This window comes from Variovorax boronicumulans, assembly GCF_029892485.1.
GTDB lineage: Bacteria > Pseudomonadota > Gammaproteobacteria > Burkholderiales > Burkholderiaceae_C > Variovorax > Variovorax boronicumulans_B.
This window is the reverse complement of record NZ_JARXVG010000011.1, coordinates 39185-61069: the sequence shown is the minus strand read 5'-3', so window position 1 is coordinate 61069 and position 21885 is coordinate 39185. Positions and strand designations below refer to the sequence as shown.

General features: G+C 66.7%; 18 protein-coding genes. 12 read left to right on the top strand and 6 right to left on the bottom strand.

Going from position 1 to position 21885, the window contains the following annotated elements:
- The first annotated feature begins 7 nt into the window (after nucleotides 1-7).
- On the top strand, nucleotides 8-1099 hold the full coding sequence (ychF, locus tag M2282_RS23165; RefSeq protein WP_280811117.1) for a redox-regulated ATPase YchF: 1092 nt from the start codon (nucleotides 8-10) through the stop codon (nucleotides 1097-1099).
- Nucleotides 1100-1221: 122 nt separating this feature from the next.
- Here the strand turns inward: ychF and M2282_RS23160 are convergent, their stop codons facing one another.
- Nucleotides 1222-2205: a trypsin-like peptidase domain-containing protein gene (locus M2282_RS23160; protein WP_280811116.1), complete on the bottom strand. Its 984-nt coding sequence runs from the start codon at nucleotides 2203-2205 to the stop codon at nucleotides 1222-1224.
- A 120-nt stretch (nucleotides 2206-2325) separates the two neighbouring features.
- On the opposite strand from M2282_RS23160, the gene M2282_RS23155 reads away from it, so the two are divergent.
- Complete coding sequence (locus tag M2282_RS23155; protein ID WP_280811115.1) at nucleotides 2326-3000, top strand: glutathione S-transferase; 675 nt, start codon at nucleotides 2326-2328, stop codon at nucleotides 2998-3000.
- 9 nt (nucleotides 3001-3009) lie between these two features.
- Here the strand turns inward: M2282_RS23155 and M2282_RS23150 are convergent, their stop codons facing one another.
- Complete coding sequence (locus tag M2282_RS23150) at nucleotides 3010-3480, bottom strand: YqaA family protein (RefSeq protein ID WP_042581927.1); 471 nt, start codon at nucleotides 3478-3480, stop codon at nucleotides 3010-3012.
- Between the two features lie 174 nt (nucleotides 3481-3654).
- On the opposite strand from M2282_RS23150, the gene dusB reads away from it, so the two are divergent.
- Genes dusB through purH form a run of 3 tightly spaced genes read left to right on the top strand, consistent with a single transcriptional unit; the run spans nucleotide 3655 to nucleotide 6590 of the window.
- Complete coding sequence (dusB, locus tag M2282_RS23145) at nucleotides 3655-4713, top strand: tRNA dihydrouridine synthase DusB (RefSeq protein WP_280811114.1); 1059 nt, start codon at nucleotides 3655-3657, stop codon at nucleotides 4711-4713.
- Between the two features lie 17 nt (nucleotides 4714-4730).
- Nucleotides 4731-4967, top strand: a complete 237-nt coding sequence (locus tag M2282_RS23140) for a Fis family transcriptional regulator (protein WP_007838304.1) — start codon at nucleotides 4731-4733, stop codon at nucleotides 4965-4967.
- A 15-nt stretch (nucleotides 4968-4982) separates the two neighbouring features.
- Nucleotides 4983-6590: a bifunctional phosphoribosylaminoimidazolecarboxamide formyltransferase/IMP cyclohydrolase gene (gene purH / locus M2282_RS23135; RefSeq protein ID WP_280811113.1), complete on the top strand. Its 1608-nt coding sequence runs from the start codon at nucleotides 4983-4985 to the stop codon at nucleotides 6588-6590.
- Nucleotides 6591-6614: 24 nt separating this feature from the next.
- Here the strand turns inward: purH and M2282_RS23130 are convergent, their stop codons facing one another.
- From M2282_RS23130 to thiD, 3 genes are all read right to left on the bottom strand, one after another.
- Nucleotides 6615-7103 (bottom strand): hypothetical protein, encoded by a 489-nt coding sequence (locus M2282_RS23130; RefSeq protein ID WP_280811112.1) that lies wholly within the window; start codon nucleotides 7101-7103, stop codon nucleotides 6615-6617.
- Between the two features lie 3 nt (nucleotides 7104-7106).
- A complete protein-coding gene (gene hemL, locus M2282_RS23125) occupies nucleotides 7107-8393 on the bottom strand; it encodes a glutamate-1-semialdehyde 2,1-aminomutase (protein WP_280811111.1) in 1287 nt (428 codons plus the stop codon).
- 125 nt (nucleotides 8394-8518) lie between these two features.
- Complete coding sequence (thiD, locus tag M2282_RS23120; protein ID WP_280811110.1) at nucleotides 8519-9481, bottom strand: bifunctional hydroxymethylpyrimidine kinase/phosphomethylpyrimidine kinase; 963 nt, start codon at nucleotides 9479-9481, stop codon at nucleotides 8519-8521.
- 111 nt (nucleotides 9482-9592) lie between these two features.
- Between thiD and M2282_RS23115 the strand changes: the two genes are divergently transcribed.
- The 6 genes from M2282_RS23115 to M2282_RS23090 all read left to right on the top strand — a co-directional run bounded on the left by M2282_RS23115 (nucleotide 9593) and on the right by M2282_RS23090 (nucleotide 19737).
- Nucleotides 9593-9763: a rubredoxin gene (locus M2282_RS23115; RefSeq protein WP_007838397.1), complete on the top strand. Its 171-nt coding sequence runs from the start codon at nucleotides 9593-9595 to the stop codon at nucleotides 9761-9763.
- A gap of 79 nt (nucleotides 9764-9842) precedes the next feature.
- The gene (locus tag M2282_RS23110) at nucleotides 9843-10241 is read left to right on the top strand and encodes a response regulator (RefSeq protein WP_013543588.1); all 399 of its coding nucleotides are present in this window, start codon (nucleotides 9843-9845) and stop codon (nucleotides 10239-10241) included.
- The gene (locus M2282_RS23105) at nucleotides 10241-10606 is read left to right on the top strand and encodes a response regulator (protein WP_042581921.1); all 366 of its coding nucleotides are present in this window, start codon (nucleotides 10241-10243) and stop codon (nucleotides 10604-10606) included. The genes M2282_RS23110 and M2282_RS23105 overlap by 1 nt, the downstream gene beginning before the upstream one ends.
- A gap of 19 nt (nucleotides 10607-10625) precedes the next feature.
- The gene (locus M2282_RS23100; protein WP_280811109.1) at nucleotides 10626-11159 is read left to right on the top strand and encodes a chemotaxis protein CheW; all 534 of its coding nucleotides are present in this window, start codon (nucleotides 10626-10628) and stop codon (nucleotides 11157-11159) included.
- A gap of 42 nt (nucleotides 11160-11201) precedes the next feature.
- Nucleotides 11202-13514, top strand: a complete 2313-nt coding sequence (locus tag M2282_RS23095) for a methyl-accepting chemotaxis protein (RefSeq protein WP_280811108.1) — start codon at nucleotides 11202-11204, stop codon at nucleotides 13512-13514.
- A gap of 184 nt (nucleotides 13515-13698) precedes the next feature.
- Nucleotides 13699-19737 (top strand): Hpt domain-containing protein, encoded by a 6039-nt coding sequence (locus tag M2282_RS23090; protein WP_280811107.1) that lies wholly within the window; start codon nucleotides 13699-13701, stop codon nucleotides 19735-19737.
- Between the two features lie 45 nt (nucleotides 19738-19782).
- Here M2282_RS23090 and M2282_RS23085 read toward each other — a convergent pair whose 3' ends face one another.
- Complete coding sequence (locus M2282_RS23085) at nucleotides 19783-21282, bottom strand: cryptochrome/photolyase family protein (RefSeq protein ID WP_280811106.1); 1500 nt, start codon at nucleotides 21280-21282, stop codon at nucleotides 19783-19785.
- Between M2282_RS23085 and M2282_RS23080 the strand changes: the two genes are divergently transcribed.
- A complete protein-coding gene (locus tag M2282_RS23080; RefSeq protein WP_280811105.1) occupies nucleotides 21283-21882 on the top strand; it encodes a YqgE/AlgH family protein in 600 nt (199 codons plus the stop codon).
- Nucleotides 21883-21885 lie beyond the last annotated feature (3 nt).

The following is a 21885-nucleotide window of genomic DNA, read 5'->3' as shown; positions in this document are numbered from 1 at the left end:
ACCTCCCATGAGTTTGCAATGCGGCATCGTCGGCCTGCCCAACGTCGGTAAATCCACCCTTTTCAATGCATTGACCAAGGCCGGCATCGCAGCGGAGAACTATCCGTTCTGCACCATCGAGCCCAACGTGGGCGTGGTGGAAGTGCCCGATCCGCGCCTGGCCCAGTTGAGCGAGATCGTGAAGCCCGAGCGCGTGGTGCCCGCCATCGTCGAATTCGTCGACATCGCCGGCCTCGTGGCCGGCGCCAGCACCGGCGAAGGCCTGGGCAACAAGTTTCTTGCGCACATCCGCGAAACCGACGCCACGGTGAACGTGGTGCGCTGCTTCGACGACGACAACGTGATCCACGTGGCCGGCAAGGTCGACCCGATCTCCGACATCGAAGTGATCCAGACCGAGCTCTGCCTGGCCGACCTGGCCACGGTCGAGAAGGCGCTGCACCGCCACACCAAGGTCGCGCGCTCGGGCGACAAGGAAGCGCAAAAGCTGGTCGGCCTGCTCGAACGCTGCCAGGCCTCGCTGAACGAGAACATCCCGGTGCGCGCGCTGGAGTTCACCAAGGAAGAGCAACCGCTGGTCAAGAGCTTCACGCTCATCACCGCCAAGCCCGCGATGTTCGTCGGCAACGTGGCCGAAGACGGCTTCGAGAACAACCCGTACCTGGACCGCCTGCGCGAATACGCGGCCAGGCAGGGCGCGCCCGTGGTCGCCATCTGCGCCAAGATCGAAGCCGACCTGGCCGAGATGGACGACGAAGACAAGAAGATGTTCCTCGCCGAAATCGGCCAGGACGAGCCGGGCCTGAACCGCCTGATCCGCGCGGCCTTCAAGCTCCTCGGTCTGCAAACCTACTTCACCGCCGGCGTGAAGGAAGTGCGCGCCTGGACCATCCACATCGGCGACACCGGCCCGCAGGCGGCCGGCGTGATCCACGGCGATTTCGAGAAGGGCTACATCCGCGCCCAGACCATCGCGTTCGACGACTACATCGCCTTCAAGGGCGAACAAGGCGCGAAGGACGCGGGGAAGATGCGGTCGGAAGGCAAGGAATACGTCGTGAAGGATGGCGACGTGATGAACTTCCTGTTCAGTTCGTAAATCGGCTCGCCCCCAGGCTTCGCGCACTTCGTGTCGCTTCTCCACCCCCCTACCGGGGGCGACACCGGCGGCCCGGCGGAGCCGGTTCCGCGGTGTCTCGCGAATAGGCCCCGGAGCCTGGACTACTTCGCAGCTTGCTGCTTGCCCCACACCACCGTGTTGTCCACCGCATACGCGGCACACACCACCTTGCGCTCCGCGCATCCCTTGAGGTGCTCGGTCAGCGCCGCCGAGTTGGTGGCCGTGCCGAACTTGTTGTCGCTCGTGATCAGGAACGCTCGCGGGCGCGCCTGCAGCAGAAACTGGCGGTACGCGGCGCGTATCTGCGCGGGGTCTGCGCCGACGACCGGCAGGCCGGCTTCGTCGGCCAGGTCTGCATGGCCCGAGGACGCGGGTTCTCCGCTGGCATCGAGTGCCACGCCGACGTTCTTGAGCAGATTGCGCCACTTGGCCATCTCCGCGATCACGCGCTGCGGCAGTTCCATCACCCATTGCGCGGGATAGGCAAAGCCGAGGTTCGCGCCGCCGGGCGCCACGCGGTCGGTGACGCCGACCAGCCGGCCTTCCTCGTCGAACAGCCCGCCGCCACTCGAACCCGAGGACGCCGGCGCGGAGGTCTGGATGATCGGCAGCTGGCCTTGCGACCGGGGCCGCAACGCGGAGATCAGGCCCTCGCTCAAGCTGAGTTCGAGTCCCTGCGGGCTGCCGATGGCGAACACGCGCTGGCCGACGCGCAGGCTCTCGACTGGTGCGATCGGCACGGCGGGCAACTGCAGCGGCGTTTCCGTCATCAGCACGCACAGGTCGCGCGACGGATCGGGATCGCGCAGGATGCTCTTGATCTTGATGGTGGCCTGGCCCTGCGTCACGGTGGCCGACATGGCGCCGTTCACCACATGGCAGGCCGTGGCCAGCGCGGCGGGCGTCACGGCGACCGCGCTGCCGACAGAAGTCTTGTTGTTGCCCTGGTCGCCCTTGACGGTCCAGACCGCGGGCGACGCCTTGCGAAAGACTTCCTCCGGTTGCAGCGCCCACGCGTGGCAGGCCAGGGCGCCGAGCCAGAGGCCGGCTGCAAGTTGCTTCCAGGGCCCAAGGAGTTTCTTCATCCGAATGACTCTAGGAAGCGGCGCACCGGCTCGCCGTAGGCCGGAGCCCTGTGTCGCAGGATGCCAAAGCCCTGTTGTTAGACTGCGCGCGCCCCGATGTCTCCACAAGGCCCAGCCACCATGCTCACCGTCCATCACCTCAACAATTCGCGCTCGCAGCGCGTGCTCTGGCTGCTCGAAGAACTCGAACTGCCTTACGAGATCGTTCAGTACCAGCGCGACCCGCAAACCATGTTGGCGCCCGCTTCGCTCAAAGCCATTCACCCGCTTGGCAAGTCGCCCGTGGTGACGACGGACGACGGCCTCACGCTCGCGGAGTCGGGCGCGGTGATCGAGACGGTGATCGAGCGCTACGGCCGCGGCCGCCTCGCGCCCACGGCCGGCACGCCGGAGGCGCTGCGCTACCGCTACTGGCTGCATTTCGCCGAAGGCACGGCCATGTCGCCGCTCCTGCTCAAGCTGGTGTTCGACCGGATCGAGACGACCAAGATGCCCTTCTTCGCGAAGCCGGTGGCCAAGGCGATTGCGGCCAAGGCGAAGTCGGCGTTCATCAATCCGAACATCGCGAGCCACCTGAACTACATGGAGTCCGAACTGGGCAAGAGCGAGTGGTTCGCCGGCGATGAATTCACGGGCGCGGACATCCAGATGAGCTTCGTGGTCGAAGCCTCGCAGGCGCGCGGCGGCCTCGATGCGAAGCGGCCGAAGCTCATGGCGTACCTGGAGCGCATCCACGCGCGGCCTGCGTACAAGCGGGCGCTCGAACGCGGTGGCCCCTACGGCCTGTTGAGCTGAGGGTTACCGTCAGGCCGGGAAGATGTAGATCAGCGCCACGGTCATGCAGACGTAGCGCAAGAATTTTCCGATGGCCATGTAGCCGAGACACGGCCAGAACGGCAGCTTGAGCCAGCCTGCGACCGCGCACAGCGGATCGCCCACCAGCGGGAGCCAGCTCAGGAGACAGGCCTTCGGCCCGAGGCGTTCTAGCCACCCGAGCACGCGCACGTGGTGTTTCGAGTGCGAGTATTTGTCAGCGACCTTGTGCGCGCCGTAGCCCATCCACCAGTCGACCGCGCCGCCCAGGGTGTTGCCTACCGTCGCGACCGCGATAGCCGGCCAGAACATCTCGGGGTTGAGCCTGAGCAGGCCGAACAGGATGGGCTCGGAGCCCACCGGCAGCAGCGTGGCGGAGACGAAGGCGGCCACGAACAGCGTCGAGAGACCGTACTGCGGCAGCGCCAGCAGTGCCATGAGGGAGTCGAGCCAGGCTTGCATAAGGTCGGCGGAGTATAGGCAGCGCCGGCATCGCGCCAGCGTCGGAGAAAGCCCCGCCGTGTACTGGTGTTTACGCGTGTGCCGAAGGCGCAAATCGTTTCAGTCGCCGAAATCGCAGGTGGCTACAATCGTGCCTCATTTTTCAGCAGCCGAACGCGCACCGCTCCCCTCCAAATGACCTTGCAGATCGGCAACCACACGCTGGAAAACCGCCTGTTCGTCGCGCCCATGGCCGGCGTGACGGACCGGCCCTTCCGCATGCTGTGCCGCGAACTCGGTGCGGGTTATGCGGTCAGCGAGATGGTCACTTCGCGCAAGGAACTCTGGGGCACGCTCAAGACATCGCGCCGCGCGAATCACGACGGCGAGCCGGGCCCCATTGCGGTGCAGATCGCCGGCACCGATGCGGCCATGATGGCCGAGGCCACGGTCTACAACATCGAGCGCGGCGCGCAGATCATCGACATCAACATGGGCTGCCCGGCCAAGAAGGTCTGCAACAAGTGGGCCGGCTCGGCGCTGATGCGCGACGAGCCGCTGGCACTTGAAATCGTGCAGGCCGTGGTCGATGCGGCGCAACCGCACAACGTGCCGGTCACGCTCAAGATGCGCACCGGCTGGAGCGAAGACAACCGCAACGCAGTGAAGCTCGCGCGCGATTTCGAATCGGCCGGCGTGCAGATGCTCACCGTGCATGGCCGCACGCGCGAGCAAGGCTACAAGGGCCACGCCGAGTACGACACCATTGCCGCCGTCAAGGCCGCGGTGCGCGTGCCGGTGGTGGCCAACGGCGACATAACCTCGCCCGAGAAGGCGCGCGACGTGCTCGCGGCCACCGGTGCCGATGCGGTGATGATCGGCCGCGCCGCGCAGGGCCGGCCCTGGATCTTTCGCGAGATCGCGCATTTCCTGGAGACCGGCACCTACCTCGCACCGCCGCTGGTCGCCGAGGTGCGCCGCCTGCTGCTCGATCATCTGGTGGAGCACTACGCGCTCTACGGCGACTTCAGCGGCGTGCGCACCGCGCGCAAGCACATCGGCTGGTATGTGCGTACGCTGCCCGACGGCGAAGCGTTCCGCGGCCGGATGAACACCATCGAGGACTGCGCGGAACAGCTTCGCGCGGTCTGCGACTATTTCGACGGGCTTGCGGACCGGATGGACCGCATGCCCGCACACCAGGCGGCCGAAGACCTGTCCGGTGAAGAGGAGGCGGCTTGCGCCGTCGATTGAGGAGAAGAGAACAGGCAATGAGCAAGAAACACATCGAGGACTGCGTGCGCACCAGTCTGGACAGCTACTTTCGCGATCTGCGCGGCACCGAACCCGACGGCATGTACGAGATGCTCGTGCGCGTGGTCGAGAAGCCCCTGCTCGACGTCGTGATGACGCGCGCAGAAGGCAACCAGTCCAAGGCCGCGCAATGGCTCGGACTGAACCGAAACACGCTCCGCAAGAAATTGGTCGAGCACAAACTTTTGAAATAACTTCACGGCATACCCATGGCTCAGACCGCACTCATCTCCGTTTCCGACAAGACCGGCATCCTCGAATTCGCACAGGCGCTGCATGCGCTGGGCATCAAGCTGCTGTCCACCGGCGGCACCGCCAAGCTGCTGGCCGACGCCGGCCTTCCGGTGACCGAGGTCGCCGACCACACCGGCTTTCCCGAAATGCTCGACGGTCGCGTGAAGACGCTGCATCCCAAGATCCACGGTGGCCTGCTCGCGCGGCGCGACCTGCCGGCGCACGTGGCGGCGATCAAGGAACACGGCATCGACACCATCGACCTGTTGATCGTCAACCTCTACCCCTTCGAATCGACCGTGGCCAAGGCCGGTTGCACGCTCGAGGACGCGATCGAGAACATCGACATCGGCGGCCCGGCCATGGTGCGCAGCGCGGCCAAGAACTGGAAAGACGTGGGCGTGCTCACCGACGCCGCCCAGTACCCCGTGGCGCTCGCCGAGCTCAAGGCAGCCGGCAAGCTCAGCGACAAGACCAGGTTCGCGTTCTCGGTGGCAGCGTTCAACCGCATTGCCGACTACGACGGCGCGATCAGCGACTACCTCTCGGCCATCGACTTCGACGCCAGCATCGGCCAGCCCGCGCCCACGCGTTCGATGTTCCCCGCGCAAAGCAACGGCCGATTCGTGAAAGTGCAGGACCTGCGCTATGGCGAGAACCCGCACCAGCAGGCCGCGTTCTACCGCGACCTCTATCCGGCGCCCGGCTCGCTCGTGTCCGCGAAACAGCTGCAGGGCAAGGAGCTCAGCTACAACAACATCGCCGATGCAGACGCGGCATGGGAATGCGTCAAGAGCTTCGACGTGCCGGCCTGCGTGATCGTCAAGCACGCCAACCCCTGCGGCGTGGCCGTGGGCAAGGATGCGAACGAGGCCTACGCCAAGGCCTTCAAGACCGATCCGACCTCGGCTTTCGGCGGCATCATCGCGTTCAACCGCCCGGTCGACGGCGCCACCGCGCAAGAGATCGCGAAGCAGTTTGTCGAGGTGCTGATGGCACCGGGCTACACGCCCGAGGCGCTCGAAGTGTTCCAGGCCACGAAGGCCAAGCTCAACGTGCGCGTGCTCGAAATTGCGTTGCCCAAGGGCGGTGCCACCGACTGGGACAACGGCCGCAACGCGATGGACGTCAAGCGCGTCGGCTCGGGCCTGTTGATCCAGACAGCCGACAACCATGAACTCGCCGCCAGCGACCTCAAGGTGGTGAGCAAGAAGCAACCCACGCCGCAGCAACTGCAGGACCTGCTGTTCGCCTGGAAGGTCGCGAAGTACGTCAAGAGCAACGCCATCGTGTTCTGCGCCAACGGCATGACCATGGGCGTCGGCGCGGGCCAGATGAGCCGCCTCGACTCGGCCCGCATCGCGAGCATCAAGGCCGAGCACGCGGGCCTGTCGCTGAAAGACACGGCAGTGGCGAGCGATGCCTTCTTCCCGTTCCGCGACGGCCTCGATGTGGTGGTGGATGCGGGCGCGAGCTGCGTCATCCAGCCGGGCGGTTCGATGCGCGACCAGGAAGTGATCGATGCGGCCGACGAGCGCGGCGTGGTGATGGTGCTCTCGGGCGTGCGCCACTTCCGTCATTGAACGGAAGCGCGGTTCGGGGCCTGCTTATTCGTGGGTACCGAACCGGTATTTGAGCTGGAAGGTGATCGCGCCGTAGAGGCGGTTCTTGATCGTCGGCACGTAGGCGATGTTCAGGCCCCAGTTCTTGCCTTCGATGGCGGCCGTCGGAAGGATCGCCGGGAACCAGTTGCCGTTGCGGTAGTTGGGGTAGCCGTCGAAGCCGCCCACCACCGCGCCGAACTTCACGCCGTAGAACTCGAAGGGCAGCACGTACAGCCCGATGTAGTGCGACTGGCGCCGGTCGCTGTTGTGGAACGCACCCGCAGTGACGCGGTAGGTGTCGCTCAGCGGGTACTCGAAGCCCAGGCCGAAGTTGGAATTTTCCAGGCCTTTGCCGCTGTCGAAGTGCGCCGAATAGAAGCCCGGATTGACCCAGATGTTCTTCGGATCGAACGAGGACTGCGCTTGCGCCAGGCCGGGTAGAAGAAGAGCAAGAGCAACACTCGATACCGGCAGCAGGCGCAGGGCGTTCATGGACTAGGGCGTTCGGAAAATCTCTCGTGCCGCTTCTATGGTGGCTGCGATGTCTTCCTCCCCGTGCGCTGCGCTCACGAAGCCTGCTTCGTAAAGCGCGGGGGCAATATACACGCCGCGATCGAGCAAACCGTGAAACAACGCATTGAACTTGGCGTTGTCGGTTGTCATCACGGTGGCATAGTTTTGCGGCAGGTCCTTCATGAGGAAAAAGCCGAACATGCCGCCTTCGCTGTCGGCATTGAAGGGCCGGCCCTCGGCGGCTGCCGCGGCCTTCAGGCCGTCGACCAACGAGCGCGTCTTCTTGCCGAGCGCTTCGTAGAAACCGGGCTTGGCGATCTCCTTGAGCGTGGCCAAGCCACAAGCCGTGGCCACCGGGTTGCCCGAGAGCGTGCCTGCCTGATAGACCGGCCCCTGCGGCGCGAGTTGTTCCATGATCGCGCGCGGGCCGCCGAAGGCCGCCAGCGGCATGCCGCCACCGATGACCTTGCCCAGCACCGTAAGGTCGGGCTTGATGCCCAGCACGCCCTGCGCGCCGTGCAGTCCCACGCGAAAGCCGGTCATCACCTCGTCGAAGATCAGGAGCGCGCCGTGCTGCGTGCACAGGTCGCGGCAGCGCTGGGCGAATTCGGGCGTGGCGCGCACGAAGTTCATGTTGCCGGCGATGGCCTCGATCATCAGGCAGGCGATGTCGTTGCCATGCAGCGAGAAGGCCTCTACGAGTTGCTGCAGGTTGTTGTACTCGAGCACGATCGTGTGCTGCACCACCTCGGGCGGCACGCCGGCCGAGGTCGGGTTGCCGAAGGTGGCGAGGCCCGAGCCCGCCTTCACGAGCAGCGCGTCGGCATGGCCGTGGTAGCAGCCCTCGAACTTGATGATGCTCTTGCGGCCGGTGGCGCCGCGCGCCAGGCGCAGGGCGCTCATCGCGGCCTCGGTGCCGGAGCTCACGAGCCGCACCATTTCCATGGAGGGCACCAGCGCGAGGATCGCCTCGGCCAGTTCGATCTCGCGCTCGGTCGGCGCGCCGTAGGAGAAGCCTTCGAGCACGGCCTTCTGCACCGCCTCGACGACGGCGGGATGGCCATGGCCCAGGATCATCGGACCCCAGGAGCCGATGTAGTCGATGTAGCGCTTGCCGTTGGCGTCCCAGAAATAGGCGCCTTCGGCACGCTGGATGAAGCGCGGCGTGCCGCCGACGGCCTTGAAGGCGCGCACGGGCGAGTTCACGCCGCCGGGGATCACGGCGCGGGCGCGCTCGAAAAGAATGTCGTTTTTGTCAGTGGTAGGCATTGCAGCGAAGGGAGGGTTTTCAGGGAAGGGCCGCCGCGCACGGCCGCCCGAAGCGGCCGGCCCGCCCCTGGTAGGGGGTTGGCGAACCGACACGAAGTGCGGGCAGCCTGGGGGCGAGCAACATTTCAGTGTCGGGTGTCGTGAGGGGGGAGGGCAAAGTCCTGGGGGGCGTCGGGGTCGTCGTCTTCGTCGTCGTCCTCGGGTTCGGCCCAGAACAGGCGGTCGGGCAGCACATGGCCCATGCCGGGGCGGAAACCCGCGTCCAGGCACCGGTCCATGTAGGCGAGGGCTTCGCTCGTCGCGGCCACCAGGTCGGTGCCGCTCGCGAGCAGGGCGGCCAGCGCGGCCGAGAGCGTGTCGCCCGCGCCGGCGAAGACGGCTTCGAGCCGCTCGTACTTCTCGTTGACGAGGACCGACTGCGGCGAGGCCAGCACGTTGTCGATGAACTGGTCGGGCAGCACCATGCCGGTCACCAGCGTGTAGGGCACGCCGAACTCGCCGGCGGCCTTGGCGATGTCGCGCGCACCGGGCGGACGCTCGCCGCTCCAGTCCGGAAGCAGCCATCGCCACAGCGTACTGTGGTTTCCAACCAACACCGTCGTCTGGGGCAAAACGAGCTCGCGAAACGCGTCCAGATAGGCCTCGATCTGGTTCTCGTCCCACCAGGAAAGGTTGGGCATGTAGGCCACCACGGGCACTTCGGGGTAGTCGGAGGCGGTCTCGGCGATCGTGCTCAGGGCATCGGGCGTGCCCACGAAACCCACCTTGATCAGCTGGACTTCCACGTCCTCCAGGATGGCCCGCGCCTGCTCGGCGATGGCCTCCTCGTCGAAGGCGAAATGGTCGAAGATTTCGGCCGTGTCGCGGGCGTAGGCCCCTGTGACAACCGGCAGAATGTGTGCGCCCACCGACGCCATGGCGAGGGCATCGGCACCCAGGCCGCCCGCGCCGCTCGGATCGCTCGCATTGAACACCAGCACGCAGGGCGGATTGAGGTCGCGCTCGGCGATCGATTCTTCGTCCTGCGAGGGGTCGTTAAGATCGCCCGGTTTGCGTGGGCTGTCTGCGGAATGTAAGTAGATGGTCATACGCCGGGCGGAATCCGCTGGATGGTGGCATGGGCGCGACGTTTAGGCCCCGCCAGTGAGATACGCATAGATACACTCGTTGCATTTAATGAACAAGGACTTTAAGCTCCGATGAATACGAAAACTTGGATGTGCCTGATTTGTGGGTGGATCTATGACGAAGCGGTGGGTGTTCCGGAAGACGGGATCGCGGCAGGCACGGCCTGGGCCGATGTTCCGATGAACTGGACCTGTCCTGAGTGCGGTGCACGCAAGGAAGACTTCGAAATGGTTGAAATCTGAAGATTGGCATAGGGCTACGCGATCTGCGTCGATGTACGGCGCGGCGGGCATCCAAGTCTCATGAGCAGGAGCGTTTGCAATGGGCCCGAATGGATCAGGTTACAAGGTGCTGGTCATCGATGACAGCAACACCATCCGGCGCAGTGCCGAGATTTTTCTGAAGCAGGGTGGGCACGAGGTTCTTCTGGCGGAAGACGGTTTCGATGCGCTCTCCAAGGTTAACGACCACAAGCCCCACCTGATTTTCTGCGACATCCTCATGCCGCGTCTCGACGGCTACCAGACCTGCGCCATCATCAAGCGCAACGCGCATTTCTCCAAGGTTCCGGTCGTCATGCTGTCGTCGAAAGACGGTGTATTCGACAAGGCCCGCGGCCGCATGGTCGGATCGCAAGACTACCTGACCAAGCCATTCACCAAAGACCAGTTGCTGCAGGCCGTGCAGCAGTTTGGCATCGTTCAACAGGAAGTGCAGTAATGCCTATTCGAAAAATCCTCGTCGTCGACGACTCCAAGACTGAATTGGTGTTCCTGACCGACCTCCTCCAGAAGAACGGCTTTGCCGTGAAGACGGCCGAAAACGCCGACGACGCGATGCGCCGCCTGGAAGAAGAGCAGCCCGACCTGATCCTCATGGACGTCGTCATGCCCGGCCAGAACGGCTTCCAGCTCACGCGCGCCATCGCCCGCGACCCGAAGTACGCGGCCATCCCGATCATCCTGTGCACCAGCAAGAACCAGGAAACCGATCGTGTCTGGGGCATGCGCCAGGGCGCACGCGACTACATCGTGAAGCCGGTCAATGCGGCGGATCTGATGTCCAAGATCAGCGCGCTCGCCTGAGCAGGAGCCGGTTGAGTCCATGGCGAATCGCGACGCACTGAGAGCCTTCCAGTCCCGGCTTGCAAGCCGTCTGCAGGCTGCGCGCACGACCGGCGTGGCCGCGACGTGGCTGGCCGTCGAGGCCGGCGAGGGCAAGTACCTCTTTCCGCTGGGACATGCCGGCGAAATCTTTCCCTGGACGCCGCCACAGCCCGTGCCCTACACGGAGCCGTGGTTCCTCGGCGTCGCCAACCTGCGCGGCGGCCTCTACGGCGTCGTCCAGCTGTCGGGCTTCGCCGCGGGCGGGCTTGGCGCACAGCCCGCCACCGAGGCGGCGCGCATGCAATCGCGGCTCGTTGCATTCAACGAGCTGCTCGAAGTCAACTGCGCATTGCTGGTCGACCGACTGGCGGGGTTGCGGGGCGCGGAGGCCTTCACGGCCTCGGAGGCTCCGGGCGCAGAAGCACCTGCGTGGCACGGGCATCTGTACACCGACGCAGCAGGAGAGCGCTGGCAGGAAGTCAACCTGCAAGCGCTTTCGCAGCAACCCCAGTTTTTGAGTATTGGTGCGTAGTGCCTCGGCACGAAGTACTGGCAACCACCTGAAGGACCGACCGTGAGCTCGATCGCCGACAAGTTCAAGAAATTTCTCCCCGTGAATGGGAACGACAAGGCCCGCGTCGACGGCTCCGGTTCGATATCGCTCGACGATGTCGATACGGTTCAGGTTCCGGACGAAAAAACCGTGCGCCTGACCAGGAAGAGCGACAGCGCCTCCCTGTCTTCCCCCATCGCGGCTGCGCCCAGCGGCTTCGCCGATGTCGGCGGCGAGACGCCCGAAGCGCTCGACCAGGCGGCCCTCGACGCCGTCCCGGCCGCCGGCCGCGCCGGCTCCAACCCCGCGAAGCAGCAGCGGATCCTGGCGATCATGCTGGCGGTCGTGGTGCTGCTGCTGCTCCTGGTGGCCGGCTCCGCGATTCTTCGCTCGGAACGCCTGGCGCAACAGGTGGCGGCCACCGGCCAGTCGCTGATGCAGTCGCAGCGCCTGGCCAAGTCGATCTCCCAGGCCCTCGTCGGCAGCGCTTCGGCGTTCGTCGAAGTGAAGGACAGCGCCGACGACCTCTCGCGTCGCGTCGCGGGCCTCACCAACGGCGACGATTCCCTGCGGCTCGAACGCGTGGGCAACCAGTACGACGAGGAGATGACCAAGATCAATCCTCTGGTCACCCGTGCCGACACCAGCGCGAAGGCCGTGCTGGCCCAGCGCCAGATCCTGACCCAGGTGGGTACCGCCTTGCGCGACATCAACCAGCAGTCGTCCACGCTGCTCGAAATGACGGAAACCGTCGCTTCGCTGAAGATGCAGCAGAACGCCACGCTGCCCGAGATTTCCGCCGCCGGCCAGCTCGTGATGCTGACGCAGCGCATCGGCAAGTCGACCAACGAATTCTTCACGGTCGAGGGTGTGAACCCCGACGCCGTGTTCCTGCTGGGCAAAGACCTGAACACCTTCCAGGAAACCACCCGCGGGCTGCTCGACGGCAATGCGCAGCAGCGTTTCCCGGGCTCGAAGGACCCGCAGACGCGCCAGCAGCTCGAAGCCATCCTGAAGACCTACGAGCAGATGCGCACGCAGGCCTCCGCCATTCTGGGCAACCTGCAGGGTCTGGTGGCAGCGCGCGAAGCGCAGGCATCCATCCTGACCGACAGCGAGCCGCTGCGTAAGTCGCTCGGCGACCTGCAGGACAAGCTCTCGGCCCGCACGGGCCTGGGCGCCGGAACGATCGTGCTGCTGTTCGTGCTGTCGCTGGCCGCCCTGGCGCTGGCCGGCGCCATCGGTTTCGTGCAGGTGCGCGAAGGCCGCGAACGTGCCGCCAACGCCGAACGCGAACGTCTGGCTGCCGAGCAGACTTCGGAAGAAGCCGGCCGCATCAACAACGCCAACCAGGCCGCCATTCTTCGGCTGATGAACGAACTGCAGACAGTGGCCGAAGGCGACCTGACGCAGGAAGCGACCGTGACCGAGGACATCACCGGCGCCATCGCCGACTCGGTGAACTACACGGTGGAAGAACTGCGCCTGCTGGTGGGCAACGTGCAGAACACGGCCACCCGCGTGGCGCAGACGACGTCGCAGGTGGAAAACACCTCGACCGAACTGCTTGCCGCCTCGACCGAACAGCTGCGCGAGATTCGCGAAACCGGCCAGTCGGTGCTGACCATGGCCGAGCGAATCAACGGCGTGTCCTCGCAAGCGCAAGAGTCCGCCACGGTGGCGCGCCAGTCGCTGCAAGCCGCATCGTCGGGCCTGCAGGCCGTGCAGAACGCCATCGGCGGCATGAACTCCATCCGCGACCAGATCCAGGAAACCTCCAAGCGGATCAAGCGCCTGGGCGAGTCGTCGCAGGAAATTGGCGAAATCACCGAGCTGATCTCGGACATTACCGAACAGACGAACGTGCTGGCGCTGAACGCCGCCATTCAGGCGGCATCGGCCGGTGAAGCCGGCCGGGGCTTCTCGGTGGTGGCGGAAGAAGTTCAGCGACTGGCCGAACGCTCCGCAGACGCCACGCGCCAGATTTCGGCACTGGTGAAGGCGATTCAGACCGACACGCAGGATGCGGTGGGCGCCATGGAGCGTTCCACGCAGGGTGTGGTCGAAGGGGCCAAGCTGTCTGACAACGCGGGTACCGCGCTGACCGAGATTGACCGCGTGTCGCGCCGCCTTGCCGAGCTGATCGAGCAGATTTCGCAGTCCGCCTCCCGCGAAGCCGATTCGGCCAACGTGGTGGCAGCCAACATCCAGCACATTTTCGCGGTGACCGAGCAGACCGGAGAAGGTACGCGTACCACGGCCCAGCAGGTGCGCGAACTGTCGCAGATGGCGGAAGAACTGCGCCGCTCTGTCGCCCGTTTCAAGATTGCCTGATGAAGCTCTCCCCCAGCCTTCGCGCACTTCATGTCGCTTCGGCAGCCCCCTTCCGGGGGCGACACCAGCGGCCCGGCAAAACCGGTTCCGCGGTGTCCCTCGAAGTGGCTGCGACGGCTGAATGTATTCAGGGCGCGTGGCGCCCATTGAAAAACTGATAGATCAAGAACGGCGAGCAACCAACGTGTCGATTCAAAACCCTGCCACGGCCCCCATCGCCGGCAACATGCCGGCCACCGAAGACCTCGGGCCGCTGGCCTGGGTGCTGGGAGAAATCCAGAAATCCCTCGATGGTGTGGGCAAGTCGTTGCGGCGCTATGTGCGCGACGTGGGCAATGCAACCGAGCCCGAGAGCGGGCCGCTGCAAATGGCTCGCCAGCAACTGCACCAGGCCGTCGGCGCGCTGCAGATGGTGGGGCATTCCTCGCCCGCGCTGGTGCTCGGCGCCATCGAATTCGCGGTGCAGGGCTTCATTGCCGAACCGCAGCGCTGCACCGACAGCGCCGTCCTGAAGATCGAGCGTGCCGGCTTCGCCGTCACCGATTTCCTCAGCGCACTGCTGGCCGGCAAGGCCGTGTCGTCGGTCGCGCTGTTCCCGCAATACCGCGACGTGCTGGAACTGGGCGGCAACGAACGCGTCCATCCGGCCGATCTCTGGAGCACCGCCTGGCGCTGGGTCGAGGTCAAGCCTGCGCTCACGCAGGCTGCTGTCGCCTATGACCCTTCCGTGCGCTCGCGGCTCGACCGCGAGGTGCTGCAACTGGTCAAGGCCGGCGACATGCAGGCCGCACAGCGCCTGCAGGGCCTGTGCCTGGGGCTCGGACGCGGCGCGCTGCTGCCCCGCGTCGCCAGCTTCTGGACCCTGGCCGCGGGCTTCTTCGAGGCCCTGTCGCTCGGCCTGATTCCCGCCGACTCGTACGTCAAGCGCGCCGCCACGCGCGTGCTGCTGCAATACGCCACCCTGGCGCGCGGCGACAGCGTGGTCTCCGATCGCCTGGGCCAGGACCTGCTGTTCTTCTGCGCGCAGGCCGTGCCCACCGCCCGCGACGAAGCCGCCACGCTGCGCACCGTGCGCAGCGCCTGGGGCGTGGCCCACGAGCAGCACATCGACTACACCGTCGAGCAGTTCGGCCGCTTCGATCCGCTGGTGCTCACGCAGGCCCGCAAGCGCATCGAGACCGCCAAGGAAATGTGGTCGGCCCTCTCGGGCGGCGACATCACCCGCACGCGCCAGGTGGCCGACACCTTCGCCCAGCTGGGCGAATCGCTGCAGAAGCTGCATCCGCCGAGCCTGCCGATGGTCCAGGCGCTGACGCATGCCGTCGAGGCCTCCGTCAGGTCGGGCCAGCCGCCCGACACCGAACTGGCGATGGAAGTCGCCACCTCGGTGCTGTACCTGGAAGCCGCGCTCGAAGACCTCGATCCGAGCGATCCGCAGCTCACCTCCCGCACCCTGCAGCTGGCAGGCCGCATCGAACGCGTGCGCGCGGGCGGCCATTCCGAGCCGCTCGAGCCGTGGATGGAAGACCTGTACCGCCGCGTGAGCGATCGCCAGACCATGGGCACCGTGGTCGACGAGCTGCGCAGCCACCTGAGCGAGCTCGAGAAATCGCTCGACCAGTACTTCCGCCGCCCCGCCGAAAAGGGCCTGCTGCGCACCGTGCCGACCCAGCTCATGCAGATGCGCGGCGTGTTCTCCGTGCTCGGCCTCGAACAGGCCGCGCTCACCGTGCAGCGCATGCGCGACGACGTCGAGGCCATGCTGGTCAGCGCCTCGCCGGCCGAGGAAATGGCCGGCTTCGATGCGCTGGGCAACAACCTCGGCGCGCTGGGTTTCCTCATCGACATGCTGGGCTACCAGCCTGCGCTGGCCAAGCGCCTGTTCGTGTTCGACACCGAAGCCGGCGAACTCAAGCCGCTGATGGGCCGCCAGGCCACGGACAGCGCCCCCGAAGGCGAAGTCGCGGCACCCGTGGCCGAGCCTGTGCTCAGCATCGAGGAGGTCGACGCCCAGATCGCCTCGAAGCTCGCCGCACTCGCCACGCCGGCCAGGAAGACCAAGCCGACGCCGCTCGAGGAATTCAGCCGCAAGGCCGAGAGCTGGACTTCCAAGATCACTGGTCCGGGCGCGCTGCCCGACACCGAAGTCACCGAGCTCGAGGAAGACGATCTCCAGAACATCTTCCTGGACGAAGCCCGCGAGGTGGTGCACAACGGCCTGGCCGCCATCACCGAACTGGGCAGCCACCCGGACGACACCGAAGAGCTCACCATCCTGCGCCGCGCGTTCCACACGCTCAAGGGCAGCTCGCGCATGGTCGGCCTCACCGACTTCGGCGATGCCGCCTGGTCGCTCGAGCAGGTGCTCAACACCTGGCTGGCCGACCAGCGTCCCGCCACGCCGGAGATGCTGTCCGCCACCGAACGCACGCTGCGCGACTTCGGCCAGTGGGTCGAAGCCATCGCCTCGGGCGAATCCCACACCTGGCAGGCCGGCCCGTTCAGCCGGGTGGCCGATGCGCTGATGGCCGGCGAGCCCGTGCCGCCGCCGGTGCGCGTGGCCGACGCCGGGCAACTGGCCGTGGCCGCCCGCCACATCGCCGCCGAACCCGAGCTGCCGCCGCTGCCCGACCTGTCGTTCCTGCCGGACACACCGGTCGCGCCGGTGCAGGCCGTACCCGAGCCGCTGCCCGAGCTGCCCGCCTTCGACGAGCCGCAGAAGCCAGGGTCCGCCGATGCGGACGACGATTTCACGTCCACCGACTTCATCGATTTCGAGACGAAGCAGCCCACGTCGCCCGCGCCGCTGGAGGCACTGTCCAGCGTCGACGACTTCGATTTCCTGGCGCCCGCCAAGACGCAGGCCCCCGTGGAGTCCCCAGCGCCTGTCGCCGCGCAGCCCGCGGCCGAGGAGGTCATCGAGGCCACCGTGCCGACAGCCGCTCCCCTGCCGGACTTCGCCTGGGACCTGGACCCGCTGCCCGTTCCCGCGAACGAGCCCAAGGCCAACGACATGGCCCTGCCTCCGCTGGAAGAGCCGGCCGCGCTGCCCGAACTGGAATTGGAACTGGCGTCCGAGCCGGAGCCGGAAGCCGAGGTCGAACCCGTGGCGGCCGTCGCCGTGCCCGTCGAGACGCCTGCCGAACCGGAGGTCGTCGCCGCCGAAGAAGAAACGCCGGAGCCCGTCGCCGCACAGGAAACTGTGGAAGTGGTGGAGTCCGTGGAAATTGTGGAAGCCGTGGAGGTCGTCGAAGAGGACGCCACCGCCTCCAGCGCCGAAGACCAGGTCAAGGTGATCGGCCCGCTGCGCATCGGCATCGCGCTCTACAACGTCTACCTCAACGAAGCCGACGAATGGTCCAGGCAACTGGCCACCGACGTGGGCGAATGGGCGCTGGAATCGCACGAACGCCTGCCCGACTCGACCGTTGCGCTCGCGCATTCGCTGGCCGGCAGCTCCGCCACCGTCGGCTTCCACAGCCTCTCGGGCATGGCGCGCCTGCTCGAATCGGCGCTGCAGCACCTGCAGATGCAGGGCAGCGGCACGCGTGAACAGGGCGTGGTGCTGGTTGCCGCGGCCGACGAGCTGCGCCGCCTGCTGCACCAGTTCGCCGTGGGGTTCCTGCGCGATCCGGCCGAAGGCACGCTGCAGGCACTGCGCGACATCGCGGCGGCACCCATGCCGCTCGAAGCCGCCGTGCGCAGCGAAGTCCGGCCGTTCCAGCAAATCGTGTCCAACGACGGCATGGCCGACGTGGCGCTGGACGATTCCGAAGACGCCATCGACCTGGCCGATGCGGTCGACGTCGACCTGTTCCCGATCTTCGAGGAAGAGGCCGCCGACCTGCTGCCCCAGCTGGGCGAAGCGCTTCGCCAGTGGTCGCACCACCCCGACGACAGCGCGCCGCGCGCCTCCGTGCTGCGCACGCTGCACACGCTCAAGGGCAGTGCGCGCCTGGCCGGCGCCATGCGCCTGGGCGAACGCGCGCACCGCATGGAGTCCGAGATCGAAATCCTGGGTTCCCAGGGCGCAGAGCGGGCCGACATCGAAAAGCTGCTGGTCCGTCTGGACACCCTGCAGGCCACCTTCGACGCGCTGCGCGCGGCCGATGACGCCACCCAGGTCGAAATGGCCCAGCTGGTGGCCGCGGCCACCGCGAACGCGGCTTCCGTGGCCCAGGTGGCGGCAGCCGATGTCGGCGTCCCCGCGAACGACGAGGACGCCGCGCCCGTCGAGCCGGGCGAAGCCGATGCCGCCTCCCAGCCGGCTCTCACGATGCTGCAGCCGCGCCCGGCGCCTGCGCTGCTCGCCCCGCTGCGCGCCGCGTCGAGCCAGGCCGTTCGCATCCGCACCCAGCTGCTCGACCGCCTGGTCGCGCAGACCGGCGAGGTCATCATCACGCGCTCGCGCCTGGAAGCCGAACTCGGCCAGCTGCGCGGCTCGCTGTCCGACCTCACGGGCAACCTGGACCGCCTGCGCCAGCAACTGCGCGACATCGAGGTGCAGGCCGAAAGCCAGATGCAGTCGCGCTTGGCGCAAGCCAAGGACTCGCAGCAGAGCTTCGACCCGCTGGAATTCGACCGCTTCACCCGCGTGCAGGAACTCACCCGCATGATGGCCGAGTCGGTGAACGACGTGGCCACCGTGCAGCGCACGCTGCAAAAGACGGTGCAGGCGACGGAAGACGACCTGAGCGTGCAGGCACGCCAGACCCGTGAACTGCAGCGCGGCCTGCTGCGCACGCGCATGGTGGAGTTCGAAGGCATCTCCGACCGCCTCTACCGCGTGGTGCGCCAGGCGTCGAAAGACACCGGCAAGCAGGTGCGCCTGGACATCGTCGGCGGCTCCATCGAAATGGACCGTGGCGTGCTCGACCGGATGACGCCCGCCTTCGAACACTTGCTGCGCAACTGCGTGGCGCACGGCATCGAAGACGCCGCGGTGCGCGAGGAGGCCGGCAAGGACGCCAGCGGCCTCATCGTCATCGACCTGCACCATGAAGGCAACGACGTCTCGGTGAGCTTCCGCGACGACGGCGCCGGCCTCGACCAGAAGCGCATCGCCGAGCGCGCCCGCGCCCTCGGCCTCCTGGCCGACGACAAGGAACTCACGCCAGAAGAAGCCACCGAGCTGATCTTCAAGCCCGGCTTCTCGACGGCCGGACAGGTCTCCGAGCTGTCCGGACGCGGCATCGGCATGGACGTGGTGCGCGCGCAGATCGCGGCGCTCGGCGGCCGCATCGAAACGCACAGCACCCCGGGCCAGGGCACCACCTTCAAGCTGGTGCTGCCGCTGACCACCGCGGTGACGCACGTGGTGATGCTGCGTGCCGGCGATGTGTCGATCGGCGTGCCGTCGAACCTGGTGGAACTGGTGCAGCGCGTGAGCGGTACCGACCTGGAGGCCGCTTACCTGCACGCCAGCCATCCGTTCGGCGCCGAACAGGTGCCGTTCTACTGGGCCGGCGCGCTGCTGCAGGCCTCTACGCGCAGCGCGCATGCCGGTGCGAAGAACAACACCCTCGTGATCGTGCGAAGCGCGGCACAGCGCGTCGCGCTGCACGTGGACGAAGTGCTGGGCAACCAGGAAGTCGTGGTGAAGAACCTCGGCCCGCAGCTCGTGCGGCTGCCGGGTCTTGCCGGCATCTCGGTGCTGGCTTCGGGTGCGGTGGCGCTGATCTACAACCCGGTCGCGCTGGCCGCGGTGCACGGCGAACAGGCGCGCCAGCGCCAGGCCGCTGCGCTCGTGGTGCCGGCATCGAACGCTGCCGGGACCACGGCCGGCAACGACGCGCCGCAGACGCCGCTGCCGGTGCTGGCCCCCGTGGCGCCGCTGGTGCCGCTGGTGCTGGTGGTGGACGACTCCATCACCGTGCGCCGCGTCACGCAGCGCCTGCTGCAGCGCGAAGGCTATCGCGTGTCGCTCGCGGCCGACGGCCTGCAGGCGCTCGAACGGCTGCAGCAGGAGCGTCCGTCGGTGGTGCTGTCGGACATCGAAATGCCGCGCATGGACGGCTTCGACCTGGCCCGCAACATCCGCGCCGACGCCGCATTGGCCGAGCTGCCGATCATCATGATCACCTCGCGCATCGCCGAGAAGCACCGCGACTACGCACGCACGCTGGGCGTGAACCACTACCTGGGCAAGCCCTACTCGGAAGAGGAACTGCTGCGCCTGGTCCGTGCGTACACCAGCGAGCCAACATTGGCAGCCGCCGCCTGAAGCGCTCCGGCGTGCATCCAGCAAAAAGGCCCCTCGGGGCCTTTTTCATTTCTGCAGCGCCTTGGCCCGCGCCACGCCGTAGCGCTGCAGCGTCTTCTCGCGCGCCTCGGCATGGTCCACCACGGGGTGCGGATAGGTCTCGCCGAGCTTGATGCCTGCGGCCTCCAGCTCCACCGGCGACGCCGTCCAAGGCGCATGGATCGCCGCGTTCGACAGGCCTGCCAGCTGCGGCAGGTAGCGGCGGATGAACTTGCCCTCGGGGTCGAAGCGCTCGCTCTGCGTCACCGGGTTGAAGATGCGGAAGTAGGGCTGCGCATCGCAGCCGCTGGAGCTGGCCCACTGCCAGCCGCCGTTGTTGGAGGCCAGTTCGAAATCGTTCAGGTGCAGCGCGAAGTAGGCCTCGCCGCGGCGCCAGTCCAGGCCCAGGTCCTTGCAGAGAAAGCTCGCCACCACCATGCGCAGCCGGTTGTGCATGTAGCCGCTCTGGTTGATCTGCAGCATGGCCGCATCGACCAGCGGATAGCCGGTGCGGCCTTCGCACCAGGCGTCGAAGAGCTGGTCGGCATGCTTGCCGTGGTGCCACTGGATCTTGTCGTACTCGGGGCGGAAGCTCTTCGATTCGCCGTTCGTGTGCACATGCGGGAAGTGCATGAGGATCTGGAAGTAGAAGTCGCGCCAGATCAGCTCGCTCAGCCACGTCGCCGCGCCCGCATTGCCCTGCAGCGAGAGCTGGTGCGCCACGCTCGCCACCTGCCGGATCGACACCGTGCCGAAGCGCAGGTGCACGCCCATGTAGCTGGGGCCGCGCACGGCGGGGAAGTTGCGCGCCTCGTCGTAGCGGTCGATGCGCTCGAAGAAGTCCTCGAACAGCACGCCGGCGCCGAGCGAGCCGGTCGGGATCTCCAGCGTGGACAGGTTGCTCTTCTCGAAGCCGAGTTCGCCCAGCGACGGCATCGGCTCCCGGTAGGCCTGCGGCGGCGGCGCCAGCGCCTCGGCGTGGCTGCGCACCGGATACGGCTTGAGGAAGAACGAATCCACCTTCGCCAGCCATGCCCGCTTGTACGGCGTGAACACCGTGTAGGGCTGGCCGGTCTTGGTCATGACCTCGTCGCGGTCGAAGACGGTCGAGTCCTTGTAGGTGTGGAAGGCGATGCCCGCATTGGCCAGCGCGCCGAGCACCTTGGCGTCGCGCTCCAGCGCATCGGGCTCGTCGTCGCGGTTGGCGAACACGGCCTGCACGCCCAGGTCGCTGGCCAGCGCGGGGATTTCCTGCACCGCGTGGGAGTGCCGCACGATCAGCCCGCCGCTCAGCGCACCCAGTTCCGTCTGCAGCTCCAGCAGCGATTCGCGGATGAATTCGACCCGCCGGTCGATGGCCGGCAGCGGGTCCAGGATCGCCTTGTCGAACACGAAAACGCAGACCACCTGGCGGCAGGCCCGAAGCGCCCGGTAGAGCGCGGCGTTGTCGTCCACCCGGAGGTCGCGGCGGAACCACATGAGTCCCTTGGGATAGGTCTTGTCGACGGCCAGTAAAATAGGTGGCATATGGCTGCCGATTCTGCCCCGATGAACCTCACGCATCACTTTTTGATAGCGATGCCCGGGATGGAAGACAAAACTTTCAACCGCAGCGTCGTGTACCTCTGCGAACACAGCGAGCGCGGCGCGCTCGGCCTGGTGATCAACAAACCCAGCGACATCAACCTCAAGGTGCTGTTCGAGAAGATCGAGCTCCACCTGAGCCGCCCCGAACTGGGCGAGTCCCCCGTCTTCCAGGGCGGCCCGGTGCAGACCGAGCGCGGCTTCGTGCTGCACGAGCCCGTCTTCACCCATGCCGAGAAGCCCGAGGAGTCGGTCTACGCCTCGACCATGACCATCCCCGGCGGACTCGAAATGACCACCTCGAAAGACGTGCTGGAGGCCCTGGCCACCGGTGCGGGCCCGCGCAAGGTGCTGGTCTCGCTGGGCTACTCGGCCTGGGGCGAAGGCCAGCTCGAGTCCGAACTGGCCGAGAACAGCTGGCTCACCGTGCTGGCCGACCCGGCCGTGATCTTCGACACCCCGATCGAGCAGCGCTACGACAAGGCGCTGCTGCTGCTGGGCCTGGAGGCCTGGAAGCTGTCGCCAGACGCCGGCCACGCGTGAGCG

What these genes read in the sequence shown, in the direction of transcription:
- ychF (WP_280811117.1), top strand. Translation starts at nt 8, where the DNA reads ATGAGTTTGCAATGCGGCATCGTCGGCCTGCCCAACGTCGGTAAATCC.
- M2282_RS23160 (WP_280811116.1), bottom strand. Translation starts at nt 2,205, where the DNA reads ATGAAGAAACTCCTTGGGCCCTGGAAGCAACTTGCAGCCGGCCTCTGG.
- M2282_RS23155 (WP_280811115.1), top strand. Translation starts at nt 2,326, where the DNA reads ATGCTCACCGTCCATCACCTCAACAATTCGCGCTCGCAGCGCGTGCTC.
- M2282_RS23150 (WP_042581927.1), bottom strand. Translation starts at nt 3,480, where the DNA reads ATGCAAGCCTGGCTCGACTCCCTCATGGCACTGCTGGCGCTGCCGCAG.
- dusB (WP_280811114.1), top strand. Translation starts at nt 3,655, where the DNA reads ATGACCTTGCAGATCGGCAACCACACGCTGGAAAACCGCCTGTTCGTC.
- M2282_RS23140 (WP_007838304.1), top strand. Translation starts at nt 4,731, where the DNA reads ATGAGCAAGAAACACATCGAGGACTGCGTGCGCACCAGTCTGGACAGC.
- purH (WP_280811113.1), top strand. Translation starts at nt 4,983, where the DNA reads ATGGCTCAGACCGCACTCATCTCCGTTTCCGACAAGACCGGCATCCTC.
- M2282_RS23130 (WP_280811112.1), bottom strand. Translation starts at nt 7,103, where the DNA reads ATGAACGCCCTGCGCCTGCTGCCGGTATCGAGTGTTGCTCTTGCTCTT.
- hemL (WP_280811111.1), bottom strand. Translation starts at nt 8,393, where the DNA reads ATGCCTACCACTGACAAAAACGACATTCTTTTCGAGCGCGCCCGCGCC.
- thiD (WP_280811110.1), bottom strand. Translation starts at nt 9,481, where the DNA reads ATGACCATCTACTTACATTCCGCAGACAGCCCACGCAAACCGGGCGAT.
- M2282_RS23115 (WP_007838397.1), top strand. Translation starts at nt 9,593, where the DNA reads ATGAATACGAAAACTTGGATGTGCCTGATTTGTGGGTGGATCTATGAC.
- M2282_RS23110 (WP_013543588.1), top strand. Translation starts at nt 9,843, where the DNA reads ATGGGCCCGAATGGATCAGGTTACAAGGTGCTGGTCATCGATGACAGC.
- M2282_RS23105 (WP_042581921.1), top strand. Translation starts at nt 10,241, where the DNA reads ATGCCTATTCGAAAAATCCTCGTCGTCGACGACTCCAAGACTGAATTG.
- M2282_RS23100 (WP_280811109.1), top strand. Translation starts at nt 10,626, where the DNA reads ATGGCGAATCGCGACGCACTGAGAGCCTTCCAGTCCCGGCTTGCAAGC.
- M2282_RS23085 (WP_280811106.1), bottom strand. Translation starts at nt 21,282, where the DNA reads ATGCCACCTATTTTACTGGCCGTCGACAAGACCTATCCCAAGGGACTC.
- M2282_RS23080 (WP_280811105.1), top strand. Translation starts at nt 21,283, where the DNA reads ATGGCTGCCGATTCTGCCCCGATGAACCTCACGCATCACTTTTTGATA.